At 44.9% G+C, this 16,303-nt stretch carries 14 protein-coding genes; 11 read left to right on the top strand and 3 right to left on the bottom strand.

Annotation, left to right across the window (positions count from 1 at the left end; genetic code table 11):
* The first annotated feature begins 16 nt into the window (after positions 1-16).
* Positions 17-328, top strand: coding sequence for a DUF6482 family protein (locus tag RH46_RS07530; RefSeq protein WP_006878811.1), 312 nt, complete (start codon positions 17-19; stop codon positions 326-328).
* Here RH46_RS07530 and mutH read toward each other — a convergent pair.
* Positions 325-990 carry a DNA mismatch repair endonuclease MutH gene (gene mutH / locus RH46_RS07535; protein ID WP_006878812.1) on the bottom strand — a complete coding sequence of 222 codons (666 nt, stop codon included), beginning with the start codon at positions 988-990 and terminating at the stop codon, positions 325-327. The genes RH46_RS07530 and mutH overlap by 4 nt on opposite strands.
* A gap of 632 nt (positions 991-1,622) precedes the next feature.
* Between mutH and rppH the strand changes: the two genes are divergently transcribed.
* From rppH to RH46_RS07560, 5 genes are read left to right on the top strand one after another with little or no spacing between them, the layout of a single operon-like run.
* On the top strand, positions 1,623-2,141 hold the full coding sequence (gene rppH, locus RH46_RS07540; protein ID WP_006878813.1) for an RNA pyrophosphohydrolase: 519 nt from the start codon (positions 1,623-1,625) through the stop codon (positions 2,139-2,141).
* A gap of 2 nt (positions 2,142-2,143) precedes the next feature.
* Positions 2,144-4,390, top strand: coding sequence for a phosphoenolpyruvate--protein phosphotransferase (gene ptsP, locus RH46_RS07545; RefSeq protein WP_006878814.1), 2,247 nt, complete (start codon positions 2,144-2,146; stop codon positions 4,388-4,390).
* Positions 4,391-4,398: 8 nt separating this feature from the next.
* Entirely contained in the window at positions 4,399-5,190 is a 792-nt protein-coding gene (locus RH46_RS07550; protein ID WP_040895399.1) for a sulfite exporter TauE/SafE family protein, read from the top strand.
* 57 nt (positions 5,191-5,247) lie between these two features.
* Positions 5,248-6,069 carry a prolipoprotein diacylglyceryl transferase gene (gene lgt, locus RH46_RS07555; protein WP_006878816.1) on the top strand — a complete coding sequence of 274 codons (822 nt, stop codon included), beginning with the start codon at positions 5,248-5,250 and terminating at the stop codon, positions 6,067-6,069.
* A 9-nt stretch (positions 6,070-6,078) separates the two neighbouring features.
* Positions 6,079-6,930 carry a thymidylate synthase gene (locus RH46_RS07560; RefSeq protein WP_006878817.1) on the top strand — a complete coding sequence of 284 codons (852 nt, stop codon included), beginning with the start codon at positions 6,079-6,081 and terminating at the stop codon, positions 6,928-6,930.
* A gap of 329 nt (positions 6,931-7,259) precedes the next feature.
* On the opposite strand, the gene RH46_RS07565 is transcribed toward RH46_RS07560, so the two are convergent.
* Positions 7,260-8,405 carry a Na/Pi symporter gene (locus tag RH46_RS07565; RefSeq protein WP_006878819.1) on the bottom strand — a complete coding sequence of 382 codons (1,146 nt, stop codon included), beginning with the start codon at positions 8,403-8,405 and terminating at the stop codon, positions 7,260-7,262.
* Positions 8,406-8,814: 409 nt separating this feature from the next.
* On the opposite strand from RH46_RS07565, the gene nhaR reads away from it, so the two are divergent.
* Both nhaR and RH46_RS07575 read left to right on the top strand, forming a co-directional pair.
* On the top strand, positions 8,815-9,705 hold the full coding sequence (nhaR, locus tag RH46_RS07570; RefSeq protein WP_006878820.1) for a transcriptional activator NhaR: 891 nt from the start codon (positions 8,815-8,817) through the stop codon (positions 9,703-9,705).
* Positions 9,706-9,880: 175 nt separating this feature from the next.
* Positions 9,881-10,195 (top strand): ArsR/SmtB family transcription factor, encoded by a 315-nt coding sequence (locus RH46_RS07575; RefSeq protein ID WP_006878821.1) that lies wholly within the window; start codon positions 9,881-9,883, stop codon positions 10,193-10,195.
* Between the two features lie 84 nt (positions 10,196-10,279).
* Here the strand turns inward: RH46_RS07575 and rpsT are convergent, their stop codons facing one another.
* Entirely contained in the window at positions 10,280-10,540 is a 261-nt protein-coding gene (gene rpsT, locus RH46_RS07580) for a 30S ribosomal protein S20 (protein WP_004744855.1), read from the bottom strand.
* 246 nt (positions 10,541-10,786) lie between these two features.
* Here rpsT and murJ point away from each other — a divergent pair, with 246 nt between their 5' ends.
* From murJ to ileS, 3 genes are all read left to right on the top strand, one after another.
* The gene (gene murJ / locus RH46_RS07585; RefSeq protein WP_006878822.1) at positions 10,787-12,355 is read left to right on the top strand and encodes a murein biosynthesis integral membrane protein MurJ; all 1,569 of its coding nucleotides are present in this window, start codon (positions 10,787-10,789) and stop codon (positions 12,353-12,355) included.
* 85 nt (positions 12,356-12,440) lie between these two features.
* Entirely contained in the window at positions 12,441-13,385 is a 945-nt protein-coding gene (gene ribF, locus RH46_RS07590) for a bifunctional riboflavin kinase/FAD synthetase (protein WP_006878823.1), read from the top strand.
* Between the two features lie 55 nt (positions 13,386-13,440).
* Entirely contained in the window at positions 13,441-16,269 is a 2,829-nt protein-coding gene (ileS, locus tag RH46_RS07595) for an isoleucine--tRNA ligase (protein ID WP_006878824.1), read from the top strand.
* Positions 16,270-16,303: the final 34 nt, after the last annotated feature.

A 16,303-nucleotide genomic window follows, 5' to 3' on the forward strand; every position in this document is an offset into this window, starting at 1 on the left:
TTATTGGAGGTGAAGAATGCAAAAAACTCAGTTAGATAAGTGGATTCATGGTCATCACAAAGATAGCTATCAGCCACCTAAGGTGTTTGTTATCGGGTGTTCTGACTTATCCCAATATTTGCTTGCGGTTGAGTACAAACACAGACTTGAACCGATAAGAATAGACGACGAGCCAGTTCATTTTGACTCGTTAGAGCTGGTAAAAGAGGAGCTGATTCGCCTCGGTGTTGAGCGAGCCTATTTGCGCCTGCACAATGCTTATGATGAATGTGGAGCCGGTGATGGCCCGTTATATCATGATGTAGAGCTGTCGCTGACTACACACTAAACAAAATTATTATCTAAGATCTTTGCCGTGAATTGCGTTCTTAAGTAGAAGCCACGCGGCAAAGTTTTTATTGGTTTGCCGCTGGCGCCATATGCTTCAGTCAACACACGACTGTTTGCCGCCTTTGGTCTGAGTTGCAACACTTCGCCGTGGCGTGCAGTGATCTGCTCAACCTGACCCAGTACGATCATTTCCATTAACTCTTCCCAATCAACTTTCAGTTGCTGTTCTTCTTCTGCTGATGGAGACCAGATAAGTGGTGATCCTACTCGTCTATCTGCTAATGGGATCTCTCTTTCCCCTTCAACAGGGATCCAGAGTACACGTGACAGTTTATTGCGTACGTGACTGGTTTCCCAGGTCAACCCATGAACGCCGATCAAAGGAGCCACGCAGACAAAGGTTGTTTCGAGAGGTTTACCGGTATAACCAATTGGAATGGTCTTTAGTTCGATCCCCAGTTGTTCAAAATCCTGTTGAGGTTTACTTCCTGCAGTCGCACCCAAGTGCCATTCCAGCAGTTGACCAACCCATCCCTTATCGCGACGAAGATCCGGTGGAACATCTATGTTTGCTTCCTTTGCTAACTCCTCAAAGCTCATGCCTGCGATATCCGTGGCTCTGGCGAGTAACTCTTGTTCTGACTGTGGTTCTGGTTTCATGCTGTTTGGTGAAGATCGAGTGAGTGGGCTTATTGTAGCGAAATTGACTCAAATTACGACCTGCAACAAATGATCATAGCTGGCGATTTTATGGTTAAAAGATCATCGCATTGATAGTTATCCACAGGTGCTAGATCGAAATCGTGAATTTTTCATAGGTATGTATGAATTAACAGGGGTTTATGATGATAAATTCCCTTGAGTTTTTCCTCGATTAGTGACTTTACAACTTGTTGGTGTGGATAAATACCTTGCTGGTTGATCTTTAACCGATCTGATCGTGGTGATGAATTTGGTCAGTAATAATGGTGGGTATAGGTTTGTGGATCTTATTAAGTATATGTTTTAATTGATCTATTTATTTTGGTTATGATGTGTTTTTATGCTGAAATTCAATCGTTGTACGCTTATTGATCACTTTCTCATTGATTCTTCACATACTTATACACAGAAAAGGTGAATAAATGTGGGCTATGTCTCACAACGGTGTGAGTAACCCACGCTTTGGTTAAAAGTTATCCATTATGGCAGTGTGTAGTAATATTTTCTGCGTTAGTCACACTAGTAAGTTTGCTCATATTGGGGATATGTGGAAAAATCACTGTAATTAAGAATTTATTAGAGGTTGGCCAGTGATAGATGGCGACGGTTACCGCTTAAATGTGGGTATTGTAATCTGTAACAGCCATGGTCAGGTCTTCTGGGCAAAACGATACGGACAACACTCTTGGCAATTCCCCCAAGGAGGGATTGATGAAGGTGAAACCCCTGAACAAGCAATGTACAGGGAGTTATATGAAGAGGTTGGTCTTACTAAGAAAGACGTAAAAATTGTAGCGACGAGTCGTCATTGGCTTAGGTATAAGTTACCAAAGCGTCTGGTTCGCTGGGATTCAAAACCTGTTTGTATCGGCCAAAAACAGAAATGGTTTCTACTGCGCCTAGATTGCGATGAATCTAGGATCAATATGCAGCGCGGTAGTTCCCCTGAATTTGATGGTTGGCGTTGGGTAAGTTATTGGTATCCAGTCAGACAAGTGGTTTCTTTTAAGCGCGATGTTTATCGTCGAGCGATGAAAGAGTTTGCATCGATGGCAATGCCATTCAAAGAACGTAGAGTGAAAGGCAAGCGTAAACACCGAAGAGGATAGACATGCTTTCTCAACTAAGGGAGATAGTTGAACAAGTTTCTAAAGTGGATGAAGTTCATCAGGCTTTAGATATCTTAGTTAAACAAACATGCAGTGCGATGAGCACTGAGTGTTGCACTGTCTATTTAGCCAATGAAGAGATGCAGCGCTTAGAGTTAATGGCAACTCAAGGCCTGCGTTTCAAAGGTGATAAGATCCATATTCGCTTTAGTGAGGGCTTGGTAGGTCTGGTTAAGCGCAGCGCTGAGCCACTCAATATCGCTAAAGCGTCTGAACACCCTAACTTCAAATACTTTTCCGAGCTTGGTGAAGAGATTTACCAGAGCTTCCTTGGCACGCCAATTATTTACCGCAAGCAAGTGCTCGGTGTGTTGGTTGTCCAGCAAAAATCTCCTCGTTTATTTAATGAGATGGAAGAGTCATTCCTGGTGACTCTTGCAGCTCAGCTCGCGGTTATTATCGCCCATGCTCAGACTCAAGGTCATTGGCGCCTGGAGAAAAAGCAACAAGCTATCCGTGGAGTTCCTGCTTCCTCGGGGGTCGCAATTGGTGACTTCTGGTGGGATGACACTCAGCCTGACCTGACGAATGTTTATCCTGCATCTACCTTAGACGTCGAGCGCGAACAAGAGTGGTTGTTGTTAGCGATTGAAGAAGCGTTAAATGATTTCCGTCGTATGCGTAAGAAGCTCGACAGTGAAATTAACAAAGATGCACTGGCTATCTTTGATCTGTTTACCCACCTGCTGAATGACCCTATGTTGCGTAAAGATTTAAAGGCGCAGATTCAGAAAGGTGACCGGGCAGACTGGGCATTGCGTCAGGTTGTTGAGTCCTATTCGAACCGTTTCGCTCGTATGTCGGATGTTTATCTTCGTGAGCGGGCACAGGATATCCGTGAATTAGGGCAGCGCCTGCTGTTTTTCTTACACAACACCGCTCAAGACCATACAGTGATTGAAAAACCAGTGATTCTGGTTGTTAGAGAGTTAACGGCAACTCTGCTTGCTTCCATTCCGAAAGAGAAGCTGCTGGCGGTTATCTCTTTAGAAGGTGCGGCCAACTCTCACGCTGCGATTCTTTCTCGTGCTTTAGGCATTCCAGCCGTTATGGGCGCTAATCTTAATCCTAAGGCGATTAAGGGCAAGTTGGGTGTCGTCGATGGCTACAGCGGAAAAATCCTCATATCGCCCAACAAGCAGCTACTGCGTGAGTATCGTGGTTTAGCAAATCAGGAGCGCGAATTAGCTGACAAGGTTAACCAGCGTATTGAAGAGCCAGCTTTTACCAAAGATGGTCAACGGGTCGAAGTGATGCTCAATGCGGGATTGAGTGCCGACGCCAATATTGCCATCAACCAGGGGGTTGATGGGGTAGGGTTGTACCGAACGGAAATCTCCTTCTTATTGCAGCACCGCTTTCCATCTGAAGAAGAACAGACTCAGCAGTACCAAGCTGTGTTAAACAGTTACCCAGATAAACGCGTCGTGATGCGTACTCTGGATGTTGGTGGCGATAAAGCACTTCCGTACCTGCCAATCGAAGAAGATAACCCATTCTTAGGCTGGCGAGGTATTCGCTTTACCCTCGACCACCCAGATATCTTCCTGATGCAGATTCGTGCCATGATGCGTGCCAGTGCAGACCATCAGAATCTGAGTATCCTTTTGCCAATGGTTTCTGGAGCTCAGGAGCTTGATGATGCCATCGCTCTGATTGCGCGAGCCCATCAAGAGGTCGCCGAGTTAGATGAGCGTATTAGCATGCCGGAAATCGGTGTCATGATCGAAGTACCTTCGATGATCTATTTGCTGCCATTGATCGCCAGTAAAGTAGATTTTGTTTCGATTGGTACCAATGACTTGACCCAGTACTTACTGGCCGTTGACCGTAATAACTCGCGGGTTGCAGATGTGTATGAGTCAATGCACCCCTCAGTAATCATGGCTCTGCAGCATATCCATACCACCTGTGAGCAATTGAATTTACCTGTCTGTATCTGTGGTGAACTCGCTGGTGACCCAATAGGTGCATTACTCATGGTCGGCCTTGGTTACCGTAGCCTGAGTATGAACACCTCTAACGTCGCTAAAGTGAAATACTTATTGCGGCATACTGAAACCGAAGAGTTGCGACAATTAGCTGACAAAGCTCTGATGCAACCTTACGGACATAACATTTATACTATGATGCAGTCATTTTTCGAGGATAAAGGCTTCGCTGGCTTTATTCGTGCAGGCAACAAATAGGGTTCAATGTGTCGATAGAATTACTTATCTCTTTTATGGCCCTTGGTGCTGTTGTCGGTGTAATGGCTGGCTTACTTGGGATCGGTGGCGGTCTCATAGTCGTTCCGGCTTTGCTATTTATGTTGCCTGCTGCTGGCATTGAGGCGAGCATTAGCATGCACATTGCTCTTGCGACGTCACTGGCGACGATTATTGCCACATCAGGGTCATCAGCGCTTAATCACTTTAAGCTGGGCAATGTCGACATGTTTGTGGTTAAGTGGTTAATGCCCGGAGTGGTGGTCGGTGGCTTCTTAGGTGCAAATGTCGCTGAGTGGATCCCATCGCAACATTTGCCAAGAGTATTCGGCATTATTGTATTACTGCTGGCAATCCAGATGCTGTTCTCGATTCGCGGTAAGGCATCTAAGAGTATGCCGGGTACGGCGGCAACAATGGCTTATGGTACTGGGATTGGTGTCATCTCCAGTTTAGCTGGTATTGGCGGCGGTTCCCTTTCTGTGCCATTCCTCAACCGTCACGGTATCGAAATGCGTAAGGCTGTCGGTTCGTCATCGGTATGTGGTTGCCTGATTGCGGTGTCCGGAATGATTGGCTTTATTCTTCATGGTTATCAGGTCGATGCTTTACCCCCATATAGCGTGGGCTATGTTTACTTGCCTGCTTTGATAGCTATCGCATCCACCTCTATGCTGACCACTCGTATTGGTGCTAAGCTTGCCTCCTCATTGCCAACACCAACATTGAAAAAAATATTTGCACTGTTTTTAATGTTTGTTGCCGGAACTATGTTGCTGTAACACACTCTCATCTATACGTTTCGAAATTATCAGAATTTTACAAAGAGTATTAATCCTATGTCTCAGGGATATTTAACTTTTCCAAATATTGATCCGGTACTAGTCTCCATCGGTCCTCTTTCTATCCGATGGTACGGGTTAATGTATCTAGTCGGCTTTGCTTTTGCACTGTGGCTGGCAAATCGACGTGCAGACAAAGCAGACAGTGGCTGGACGCGTGAACAAGTTTCAGACTTACTGTTCGCAGGCTTTTTAGGTGTCGTTATTGGTGGTCGTGTCGGCTATGTGCTTTTCTACAACTTCGACCTGTTCCTTCAAGATCCACTTTACTTGTTTAAAGTCTGGACCGGAGGCATGTCCTTCCACGGTGGTCTGCTTGGTGTAATTAGTGCCATGTTCTGGTACGCCAAGAAAAATGGCCGTACCTTCTTTGGTGTTGCAGACTTCATCGCTCCACTGGTTCCATTCGGTTTAGGTATGGGGCGCTTGGGTAACTTTATGAACAGTGAACTGTGGGGTCGCGTCACTGATGTGCCATGGGCATTTGTCTTCCCTAATGGCGGTCCACTGCCACGCCACCCTTCTCAACTATATGAGATGGCGTTAGAAGGTATTGTGCTGTTCTTCATCTTAAACTGGTTTATCAAAAAGCCTCGCCCACTGGGTTCGGTATCAGGTTTGTTCCTTGCGGGTTACGGAACCTTCCGTTTCCTAGTAGAATACGTGCGCGAACCGGATGCTCACTTAGGTCTATTTGGTGGATTTATCTCTATGGGACAAATCCTGTCATTACCAATGGTGATCATCGGCATTTTGATGATGGTTTGGGCATACAAGCGCGGCCATTATAAAGACGAATTACCACAACAAGCGAAGTAAGGAATTGGTGTGAAACAGTATTTAGATCTCTGTCAGCGTATCGTTGACCAAGGCGAGTGGGTTGAAAACGAACGTACTGGCAAGCGTTGCCTGACAGTTATCAATGCGGATCTAACGTACGACGTGGCAAACAACCAGTTTCCGTTAGTGACAACACGAAAAAGTTTTTGGAAAGCTGCTGTAGCTGAGTTGCTGGGATATATTCGTGGTTACGATAATGCGGAAGACTTCCGTAACCTTGGTACCAAAACCTGGGACGCGAATGCTAACCAGAACGAGGCTTGGCTAAACAATCCATACCGTAAAGGCGAAGACGACATGGGGCGCGTATACGGCGTTCAGGGACGTGCTTGGGCTAAGCCGGATGGTGGTCATATCGACCAGCTTCGTAAGATTGTTGACGACCTGACACGCGGTGTCGATGACCGTGGTGAAATCCTTAACTTCTACAACCCTGGTGAGTTTCACATGGGCTGTTTACGCCCTTGTATGTACAGCCATCACTTCTCATTGCTGGGTGATACTTTATATCTCAACAGCACACAGCGCTCTTGTGATGTACCGCTAGGTCTGAACTTTAATATGGTTCAGGTATATGTCTTCTTAGCGATCATGGCTCAAATTACTGGTAAGAAAGCAGGGCAGGCATACCACAAGATTGTTAATGCTCATATCTACGAAGATCAACTAGAGCTAATGCGTGATGTGCAGCTTAAACGTGAGCCGCTTAAGGCACCAACCTTTCACATTAACCCTGAGATTAAGTCACTAGAAGACCTGGAAACTTGGGTAACTCTGGATGACTTCTGGGTTGAAGGGTATGAACACCACGATGCGATTAAGTATCCGTTTTCGGTTTAACAAGACGCTATGAATTACAAAACCGCCCATCAGGGCGGTTTTTTTGTAACTTAAACGGGGAGGGTTTAGGGCGCTTCGCTTAGAGATCGGACTTCGTCCTGCGAGAATTTAGAACGGGCTTCGCCCTTCGAGAGGCGGGGAGTAAGTTGATATAACCTTAGTGGTAAAGGTGTTGACATAACTAGTCCTTGATAAGTCATAATTTTCTCGATTCTCGATTCTCGATTCTCGATTCTCGATTCTCGATTCTCGATTCTCGATTCTCGATTCTCAAACAAAAAAGCCCGCAACCTAAGTTGCGGGCTTTGCAAAAGCGATGGTATTTAATATTAAGCAGTAAGTGCCAGGATTGAACCAGGTAGTACTACGAATACCGCTAGTAGGTAACCTGCTACAACTGCTTTGTTCTTCACTGCCATGTCAGAGATGAAGTCAGCACCTTTAACTGGAATTTCACGTAGGAACGGGATGCCGTAGATGAATACCGTTGCCATGATGTTGAACACCAGGTGAACCAGAGCAATCTGAAGGGCGAATACTGCAAACTCACCTGAAACTGCTGTTGCTGCTAGTAGAGCTGTAATACATGTACCGATGTTAGCACCTAGAGTGAATGGGTAAACATCACGTACTTTAAGTACACCAGAACCTACAAGTGGAACCATAAGACTTGTTGTTGTCGATGAAGACTGTACCAGTACAGTAACTACTGAACCCGACATGATACCGTGGATAGGGCCACGACCAATTGCGTTCTTCAGGATTTCACGAGCACGGCCAACCATTAGGCTCTTCATTAGTTTACCCATCACAGTGATTGCTACGAAGATTGTTGCAATACCAAGTACGATAAGTAGTACACCACCCATAGTGTCGCCGAACGTGCCTAGAGGCTCTTTGATCGCGCTAACAACTGGTTTAGTGATTGGTTTAATGAAGTTAAGACCTTTGATGCTCATATCGCCCGTTGCCAGGAACGGTGATACTAACCAATGTGAAATCTTATCAAGAATACCAAACATCATTTCTAGAGGCAGGAAGATTGCAACCGCTAGTAGGTTGAAGAAGTCGTGAATAGTCGCACTTGCGAATGCGCGCTTAAACTCTTCTTTGCAACGAACGTGTCCTAAAGAAACTAGTGTGTTTGTTACTGTTGTACCGATGTTTGCACCCATCACCATTGGGATAGCTGTTTCCACCGGAAGACCGCCGGCCACCAGGCCCACGATAATTGAAGTTACTGTACTTGAAGATTGGATAAGTGCTGTTGCGACTAGACCGATCATCAAACCTGCTACTGGGTGAGATGCAAATTCAAATAGTACTTTAGCTTGATCGCCAGTTGCCCATTTGAAACCACTGCCTACCATAGATACCGCTAGAAGTAGCAGATACAACATGAATGCCAAGTTAGCCCAGCGCAACCAGCGAGTAGTGCTCGAAATAGGCGCCGCTGTAGTAGTAGCTTGGTTCATAATCATTTTCTCCGTGGACCGTTAATGTCTTTGTTTTGGTCTGTTGTTGAAACTGAGGCTGATGGTAGAGCGGAAATATTTCAGTAATATTACAGTTGTGTGTAATGGCATTTTTTTTCTCTCAAGTAGCGAAATTTAACTGTATTTTGAACTTTACAGGTTATTTAAGTTACTGATTTTATTTTGTTTTTGGTCTTTATTTTGGGTAGTTTGTCAATGTGATAAAAATCAAAAAAAATGCAGAAAAAAAACGCTTAGTGATACATTTATTACAGTCAATTGTAATAATTGAATTTAAGAGTTCGGTAAAACGCACAAGAAATCTTTAATTGGTAAGTTTTTCGAATTATTGTTGTCATGCTTAGCTTTTGTTATAACCCTATCGATTAGATAAAAGAGAGTCATCGCGATGTCGCATTTGAATTACAACCACCTCTATTACTTCTGGATGGTTTGCAAGCAAGGGTCTGTCACCAAAGCTGCTGACGCTTTGTTTCTAACCCCACAGACTGTAACCGGGCAGATCAAAGCTCTTGAAGAGCGAATGGACGGTAAATTAACCAAGCGAAATGGTCGCAGTATAGAACCGACTGAGCTTGGTCAATTGGTTTTTAAGTATGCCGACCGAATGTTTGGCTTAAGTTATGAGATGCTCGATATCGTTAACTACAGTCAGCGTTCAAATATTCTTTTTGATGTTGGTGTCGCGGATGCTCTCTCTAAGCGACTGGTTAGCAAAATCTTGCTCACTACCGTTCCTGACGACAATAGCATCCACCTGCGTTGTTTTGAGTCGACTCACGAAATGCTACTGGAGCAGCTTTCGCAGCATAAACTGGACATGATTCTTTCAGATTGTCCGGTTGATTCAAGCCAGAGTCCTGGCCTTTATAGTAAGAAGCTTGGTGAATGTAATATGAGTTTCTTTTGTTCAGGGAACCTGGACAGTGCCAGCTTTCCAGCAGTATTAGAGCAGCGCAAACTGTTGATTCCGGGTAGTCGAACAGCGATGGGACGTAAAGTACTTCAATGGTTTGATCGCCAAGGACTACAACCAAATATTCTCGGTGAGTTCGATGATGTCGCGTTAATGAAGGCATTTGCTCGTTATCATCATGATGTAATTTTTCTGGCGCCATCTATCTATGTTACGGAAGTAGAAAGTGACTTACCGCTTCAGTTAATCGGTCATATTGATGAGCTAAAAGAAGAGTATTATGTGATATTCGCTGAAAGGATGATTCAGCATCCTGCAGTGAAGAATGTTTGTGATGTAGATTTTACTAGTTTATTCAATTAAACCAGATGCTTATTGTAACCAAATGGATTATTTGCTCCATTTGAATTACTATGCGAAACGATTCACTCAACTATAATTACTCTTCGTGTGAATCTAGTCAGTGCAGAAAAGTTAGAGATTTCTGTAAGGCTGAAATATTTGTCAAAGTTATGCTTGTATCAAGAGGTCAGAGGTGATGGATTTACAAGAGATGGAAAAAAACTCTGCAAAAGCAGTGGTGCTACTCAAGGCGATGGCGAATGAACGACGTCTTCAGATTTTGTGCCTACTGCATAACCAAGAGTTATCAGTGGGTGAATTGTGCTGCAAACTAGAGTTGAGCCAGTCGGCCTTATCTCAACACTTAGCTTGGCTGAGAAGAGATGGGTTAGTTCACACGCGTAAAGAAGCGCAAACAGTGTACTACACGTTAAGTAGTGAAGAGGTTAAATTAATGATTCAACTACTTCATGAACTGTATTGTGAGAAGGAAACTGAGGCTGCACTGTAGTCCGGCAACTGAATTAGATAAATGCGAGATATAAAAAAACCGGCCAAGGCCGGTTTTTCTTTTCACTGAGTAATCAGAGTTCTATTAAAGAGCTTTGATTGCAGCAGCGAAACGAGACTTATGACGTGCAGCTTTATTCTTGTGAATAAGGCCTTTAGTCGCCATGCGGTCTAGGATTGGTGTAACTGCAGCAAATGCTTCAGTTGCAGCAGCTTTGTCGCCTGCTTCGATAGCAGCAACAGTTTTCTTCATGTAAGTACGCATCATTGAGCGACGGCTAGCGTTGTGCTGACGACGTTTCTCAGCCTGGATAGCGCGCTTCTTAGCAGATTTACTATTTGCCAAGGGTCTAACTCCCAAAAACTTAGTTCAGTGACATTTTAAGGGCGAGGAATATCCCCTATTTGCGCTTAAATGTCAAATAATTTGTGCAAAAACCAATCGAGCCAAACAAATTTTGGATTGAAAGGTCTTCACGGTTAAGATGGCGGGGATTCTAACAGTATTTTTTTTCAATGCTAATACTAATCTGCTCTGGTTATGACATTCCTAGTGTAAAGTAGAGCGAAATTTTTGATTCCCGAGGTAATTGTGAGTAAACGCCTACTCAAGTCAGGCATGATAGTCAGTGCCATGACCTTAATTTCTCGCGTGCTAGGTTTAGTGCGAGATGTTGTTGTAGCCAACCTTATGGGGGCTGGGGCAAGTGCTGATGTGTTCTTCTTTGCCAATAAAATTCCCAATTTTCTCAGGCGTTTATTTGCTGAAGGTGCATTCTCGCAAGCCTTCGTCCCTGTTCTGACTGAGTATCATGCAGCTGGCGATATGGATAAAACCCGTCAGTTAATTGCCAGAGCCGCGGGTACGTTAGGGGTTATTGTCTCTATAGTGACACTGCTAGGTGTCTTAGGCTCGGGAGTCGTCACCGCATTATTTGGTTTTGGTTGGTTTCTTGATTGGATGAATGGTGGCCCCTCGGCAGAAAAGTTTGTTCTGGCCAGCCTGATGCTGAAAATTACCTTCCCATATTTATGGTTCATCACTTTTGTCGCTCTTTCTGGGGCAATACTCAACACCATGGGGAAATTTGCCGTTTCTTCATTTACCCCAGTGTTCCTCAACGTGATGATCATTTTATCGGCCTGGTTTATTGCTCCTCAGCTAGCTCAACCAGAAATTGGTTTAGCGATTGGTGTTTTCCTTGGCGGTTTGGTTCAGTTTCTATTTCAGCTTCCTTTCTTGATCAAAGCGGGAGTGATGGTGAAACCAAAGTGGGGATGGCGTGACCCGGGGGTAGTTAAAATCCGTACTTTGATGATTCCGGCTCTGTTCGGTGTGTCTGTGAGTCAGATTAACCTGCTATTCGACACCTTTATTGCCAGTTTTCTGCAAACCGGCTCAATCAGTTGGCTTTATTACTCAGATCGTTTACTAGAGTTCCCACTTGGTTTATTCGGCATTGCTATAGCTACCGTTATTCTTCCAGCGTTATCACGCAAACACGTTGATGCCCATAGCGAGGGTTTTGCCCAGACAATGGACTGGGGTGTACGCATGGTGACTTTGCTTGGTATTCCAGCGATGTTGGGGCTGATGGTATTAGCAAAACCTATGTTGATGGTTCTGTTTATGCGCGGTGAGTTTACTCCTCAAGACGTTCAGTTTGCTTCAATGTCCTTAGTGGCTTATGCCTCGGGTTTGCTCAACTTTATGCTGATCAAGGTATTAGCGCCTGGCTATTATTCGCGTCAGGATACTAAGACGCCCGTTAAGTACGGCATTATTGCTATGGTGACTAACATGGTTTTCAACGCTATCTTTGCCTGGTTCTATGGCTATGTTGGCCTGGCTATTGCGACAGCCTTGTCTGCATTTGTGAACATGTCTCTTCTATATAGAGGTTTGCATAAAGCGGGCGTTTACCGATTGACGCGTAAAACGCTGTTGTTTGTAGGCAAACTCATCATTGCTGGTGGCTTAATGGTTGCTGCGATCGTGTGGAAACTAGAAGAGATGGCTGTTTGGTTAAGCTGGAGCTTATCTGAGCGAGTGATGTGGTTGACGATGCTGATTGGTTTAGGTGCAGTGGTTTATCTGGTGACGCTTGTCATTATGGGTGTGCGCTTAAAAGACTTAAAAGCAGCGACAGAGCAAGCCTGATTAGTATATAATCCGTCAGTTTCACGCAATGTTTACTCTTTTTAAGAGCGTTTATACAAAATAGATAGGTTTTTAGCAGTCCCCAATGGAATTGATTCGAGGTATTCACAATATCAAACCACACCATCAAGGGTGTGTATTGACGATCGGAAACTTCGATGGTGTTCATCTTGGACATCAGGAAGTGTTACGGCAAGTGTCTGAACAGGCAAAGGAATTAGGTTTACCTTCGACGGTTATGACGTTCGACCCTCAGCCATTGGAACTGTTTGCTAAAGACAAAGCGCCCGCGCGGCTGACACGCTTAAGAGATAAGTTTGTCCAACTGAGCAAATTAAATATTGAAAGGCTACTGTGCGTAAACTTTAACCATAAGTTTGCCAATCAAACACCAGAGGCATTTATTAGTGACTTGTTGGTAGAGCGATTGGGTGTTAAGTTTCTCGTCGTAGGCGATGATTTCTGCTTTGGTCAAAACCGAAAAGGGAACTTTGCAATGCTACAGGAAGCCGGAAAAAAGTACGGTTTTGAGGTAGTAAGTACTCAAAGTTTCCGCTTAGCGAAATTACGTGTGAGTAGCACGGCAATTCGTCAGGCATTAGCGCAAGATAAGCTTGATGCTGCTGCGGAAATGCTAGGGCGCAATTATAGTATTAGTGGCCGGGTTTCTCATGGTCGTAAATTGGGTAGAACCATAGGTTTCCCGACGGCAAATATCCCGCTAAAACGTTGCGTGTCTCCAGTATCAGGTGTTTATACCGTCGAGGCATTAGGTCTTGGTGATGAGCCTGTTGGAGGCGTGGCAAACATTGGTAACAGACCGACTGTTAACGGTGTCCGCCAGCAATTAGAAGTACATTTATTTGACTTTAAAGCCAATTTATATGGCAAGCAGTTGGAAATCGTACTTTTAGATAAGATTCGAGATGAACACAAATTTGAGTCATTCGAAGCTTTAAAACAACAAATTGAATTGGATGCTGAAGCAGCAAGGGTGTGGCTGCGTCAGCGTAAAGACCAAGCGGTTTAGTTCGCTGCTTGGCATAATGTCTAACTGTCACCCAACACAACGGAATTAAGAATCGATGAGTGAGTATAAAGATACCCTGAACCTTCCTGAAACAGGGTTTCCGATGCGCGGCAATCTGGCCAATCGTGAGCCAGAAATGCTTAAACGTTGGTATCAAGAAGATCTTTACGGTGAAATCCGTAAAGCGAAGAAAGGCAAAAAATCTTTCGTTCTACATGATGGTCCTCCATACGCTAACGGTGACATTCATATTGGTCACGCGCTAAACAAGATTCTTAAAGACATTATTATTAAATCCAAAACACTTTCTGGTTTTGATGCTCCGTACATTCCTGGTTGGGACTGTCACGGCCTACCAATTGAACTAATGGTAGAAAAGAAAAAAGGCAAACCAGGCCAAAAAATCTCTGCGGCAGAGTTCCGCGAAGAGTGTCGTAAATACGCGGCAGGTCAGGTAGAAGGTCAAAAAGAGAGCTTCAAACGTCTGGGTATCATGGGTGAGTGGGATAAGCCATACCGCACTATGGATTTTGCTACAGAAGCAAACATTATCCGTGCACTAGGCAAGATCGCAGACAATGGTCACCTGCTAAAAGGTTTCAAACCAGTTCACTGGTGTACTGACTGTGGTTCAGCACTTGCTGAAGCGGAAGTTGAGTACAAAGACAAAGTATCACCATCTATCGATGTTCGCTTTAAAGCAGCTGATGCTGAAGCGCTGCTGGCTAAGTTTGATCTTAATGAAGGTCACGAAGGCGAAGGTGATATCTCTATCGTAATCTGGACAACCACGCCATGGACTCTGCCTGCTAACCGTGCAGTCTGTCTACGTGATGATCTAGAGTACGTACTTATCCAGGTAGAGGGTGAGTCTAAAGAGCGTATTATCGTTGCTTCTGAGCTGGCGAAAGACGTAATGGATCGCGCGGGTATCGAGCACTTCCATAACCTTGGTTTTGCTAAAGGTAGCGATCTTGAGCTAACTCAGTTCAACCACCCGTTCTATGACTTTACTGTTCCTGCGATCCTGGGTGATCACGTTACGACTGATTCTGGTACCGGTGTTGTTCACACAGCTCCAGGACACGGTCAGGAAGACTTTGCAGTAGGTAACAAGTACAACCTGGAAGTTGCTAACCCAGTAGGTTCAAACGGTGTTTACCTTCCTGATACAGAGCTATTTGCTGGCCAGCACGTATTTAAAGCGAACGATGCAGTTGTTGAAACGCTGAAAGAGAAAGGCGCTCTGCTACATCACCACGCTTACGAGCACAGCTACCCACACTGTTGGCGCCATAAAACTCCAATCATCTTCCGTGCAACTCCTCAATGGTTCGTATCTATGGACCAGGCTGGCCTACGTGCAAAAGCACTAGAGTCAATCAAAAACGTTGAGTGGATGCCTGAGTGGGGTCAAAGCCGTATCGAAGGTATGATTGAAGGTCGTCCTGAGTGGTGTATCTCTCGTCAACGTACTTGGGGTGTGCCAATTGCTCTATTCGTTCACAAAGAGACTGCAGAGCTTCACCCGAACACAATCGAACTTGTTGAGAAAGTCGCTCAGCTAGTTGAAGAAAAAGGCATTCAGGCTTGGTGGGATCTTGAAATTGCAGATCTACTAGGCGAAGAAGCTGACAAGTACGAGAAAGTGCTAGATACACTAGACGTATGGTTCGATTCAGGTGTTACACACTACTCAGTGGTTGACGCACGTGAAGAGTACAACGGTAACAGTGCTGATCTTTACCTGGAAGGTTCTGACCAACACCGTGGCTGGTTCCAGTCTTCACTGATTTCATCTATTGCGATGAAAGATGAAGCACCATACAAGCAAGTTCTGACGCATGGTTTCGTCGTTGATGGCCATGGCCGTAAGATGTCTAAATCTATCGGTAACGTCGTTGCTCCAAAAGATGTAACGAATAAGCTAGGTGCAGATATTCTGCGTCTATGGGTAGCATCTACCGACTACACAGGCGAAGTTGCAGTATCTGATGAGATCCTGAAGCGTTCTGCTGATGCGTACCGTCGTATTCGTAATACGGCACGTTTCTTCCTGGCTAACCTAAGCGGCTTTAACCCTGCAACAGATATCGTTCCTGCAGAGGAAATGGTTGCTCTGGACCGTTGGGCTGTAGGTCGTGCACTAGCTGCTCAAGAAGAGATTGTTAAAGCGTACGGTGAGTACAACACTCACGCGGTAACTCAGCGTCTAATGCAGTTCTGTTCAATTGAAATGGGCTCATTCTACCTAGACGTAATCAAAGATCGTCAGTACACAGCGAAACGTGGTGGCCACGCGCAACGCAGCTGTCAGACCGCGCTTTACTACATCGTAGAAGCTCTGGTTCGTTGGATGGCTCCAATCATGTCATTCACTGCAGATGAAATCTGGAACGAGATGCCAGGCGAACGCGATAAGTTTGTTTTCACTGGTGAGTGGTTCGATGGTCTGTTCGGTCTTGCTGAAGGCGAAGAGATGAGCAACGAATTCTGGGCTGAAATCCAGGCTGTTCGTGGCGGTGTTAACAAGCTGCTAGAAGATGCTCGTAAAGACAAGACAATCGGTGGTTCACTACAAGCAGAAGTGACGCTTTACGCAGACGACGCGCTAGTGGCTAAATTAAGCAAGCTAGAAGATGAGCTACGTTTCGCACTACTTACTTCAGCGGCTGTTGTTAAGCCTCTAAGCGAGAAGTCTGACACAGCACAAGCGACGGATGTAGAAGGTCTGTTTGTTGAAGTGAAAGCGACCGAGAACGAGAAGTGTGACCGTTGTTGGCACCATACACCTGACGTTGGCACTATCGCGGGTCATGAGAAGATCTGTGGTCGTTGTGTATCAAACGTCGATGGTGAAGGCGAAGTGCGTAAATTTGCGTAACTCGTGTTAGCTTTTTGAACTTTTTTGTAATTCG

Origin of the sequence: Vibrio brasiliensis LMG 20546 (genome assembly GCF_000189255.1) — a bacterium.
GTDB lineage: Bacteria > Pseudomonadota > Gammaproteobacteria > Enterobacterales > Vibrionaceae > Vibrio > Vibrio brasiliensis.

What these genes read in the sequence shown, in the direction of transcription:
- lgt (WP_006878816.1), top strand. Translation starts at nt 5,248, where the DNA reads ATGTCTCAGGGATATTTAACTTTTCCAAATATTGATCCGGTACTAGTC.
- ribF (WP_006878823.1), top strand. Translation starts at nt 12,441, where the DNA reads ATGGAATTGATTCGAGGTATTCACAATATCAAACCACACCATCAAGGG.
- ptsP (WP_006878814.1), top strand. Translation starts at nt 2,144, where the DNA reads ATGCTTTCTCAACTAAGGGAGATAGTTGAACAAGTTTCTAAAGTGGAT.
- ileS (WP_006878824.1), top strand. Translation starts at nt 13,441, where the DNA reads ATGAGTGAGTATAAAGATACCCTGAACCTTCCTGAAACAGGGTTTCCG.
- mutH (WP_006878812.1), bottom strand. Translation starts at nt 990, where the DNA reads ATGAAACCAGAACCACAGTCAGAACAAGAGTTACTCGCCAGAGCCACG.
- nhaR (WP_006878820.1), top strand. Translation starts at nt 8,815, where the DNA reads ATGTCGCATTTGAATTACAACCACCTCTATTACTTCTGGATGGTTTGC.
- RH46_RS07575 (WP_006878821.1), top strand. Translation starts at nt 9,881, where the DNA reads ATGGATTTACAAGAGATGGAAAAAAACTCTGCAAAAGCAGTGGTGCTA.
- RH46_RS07565 (WP_006878819.1), bottom strand. Translation starts at nt 8,405, where the DNA reads ATGAACCAAGCTACTACTACAGCGGCGCCTATTTCGAGCACTACTCGC.
- RH46_RS07530 (WP_006878811.1), top strand. Translation starts at nt 17, where the DNA reads ATGCAAAAAACTCAGTTAGATAAGTGGATTCATGGTCATCACAAAGAT.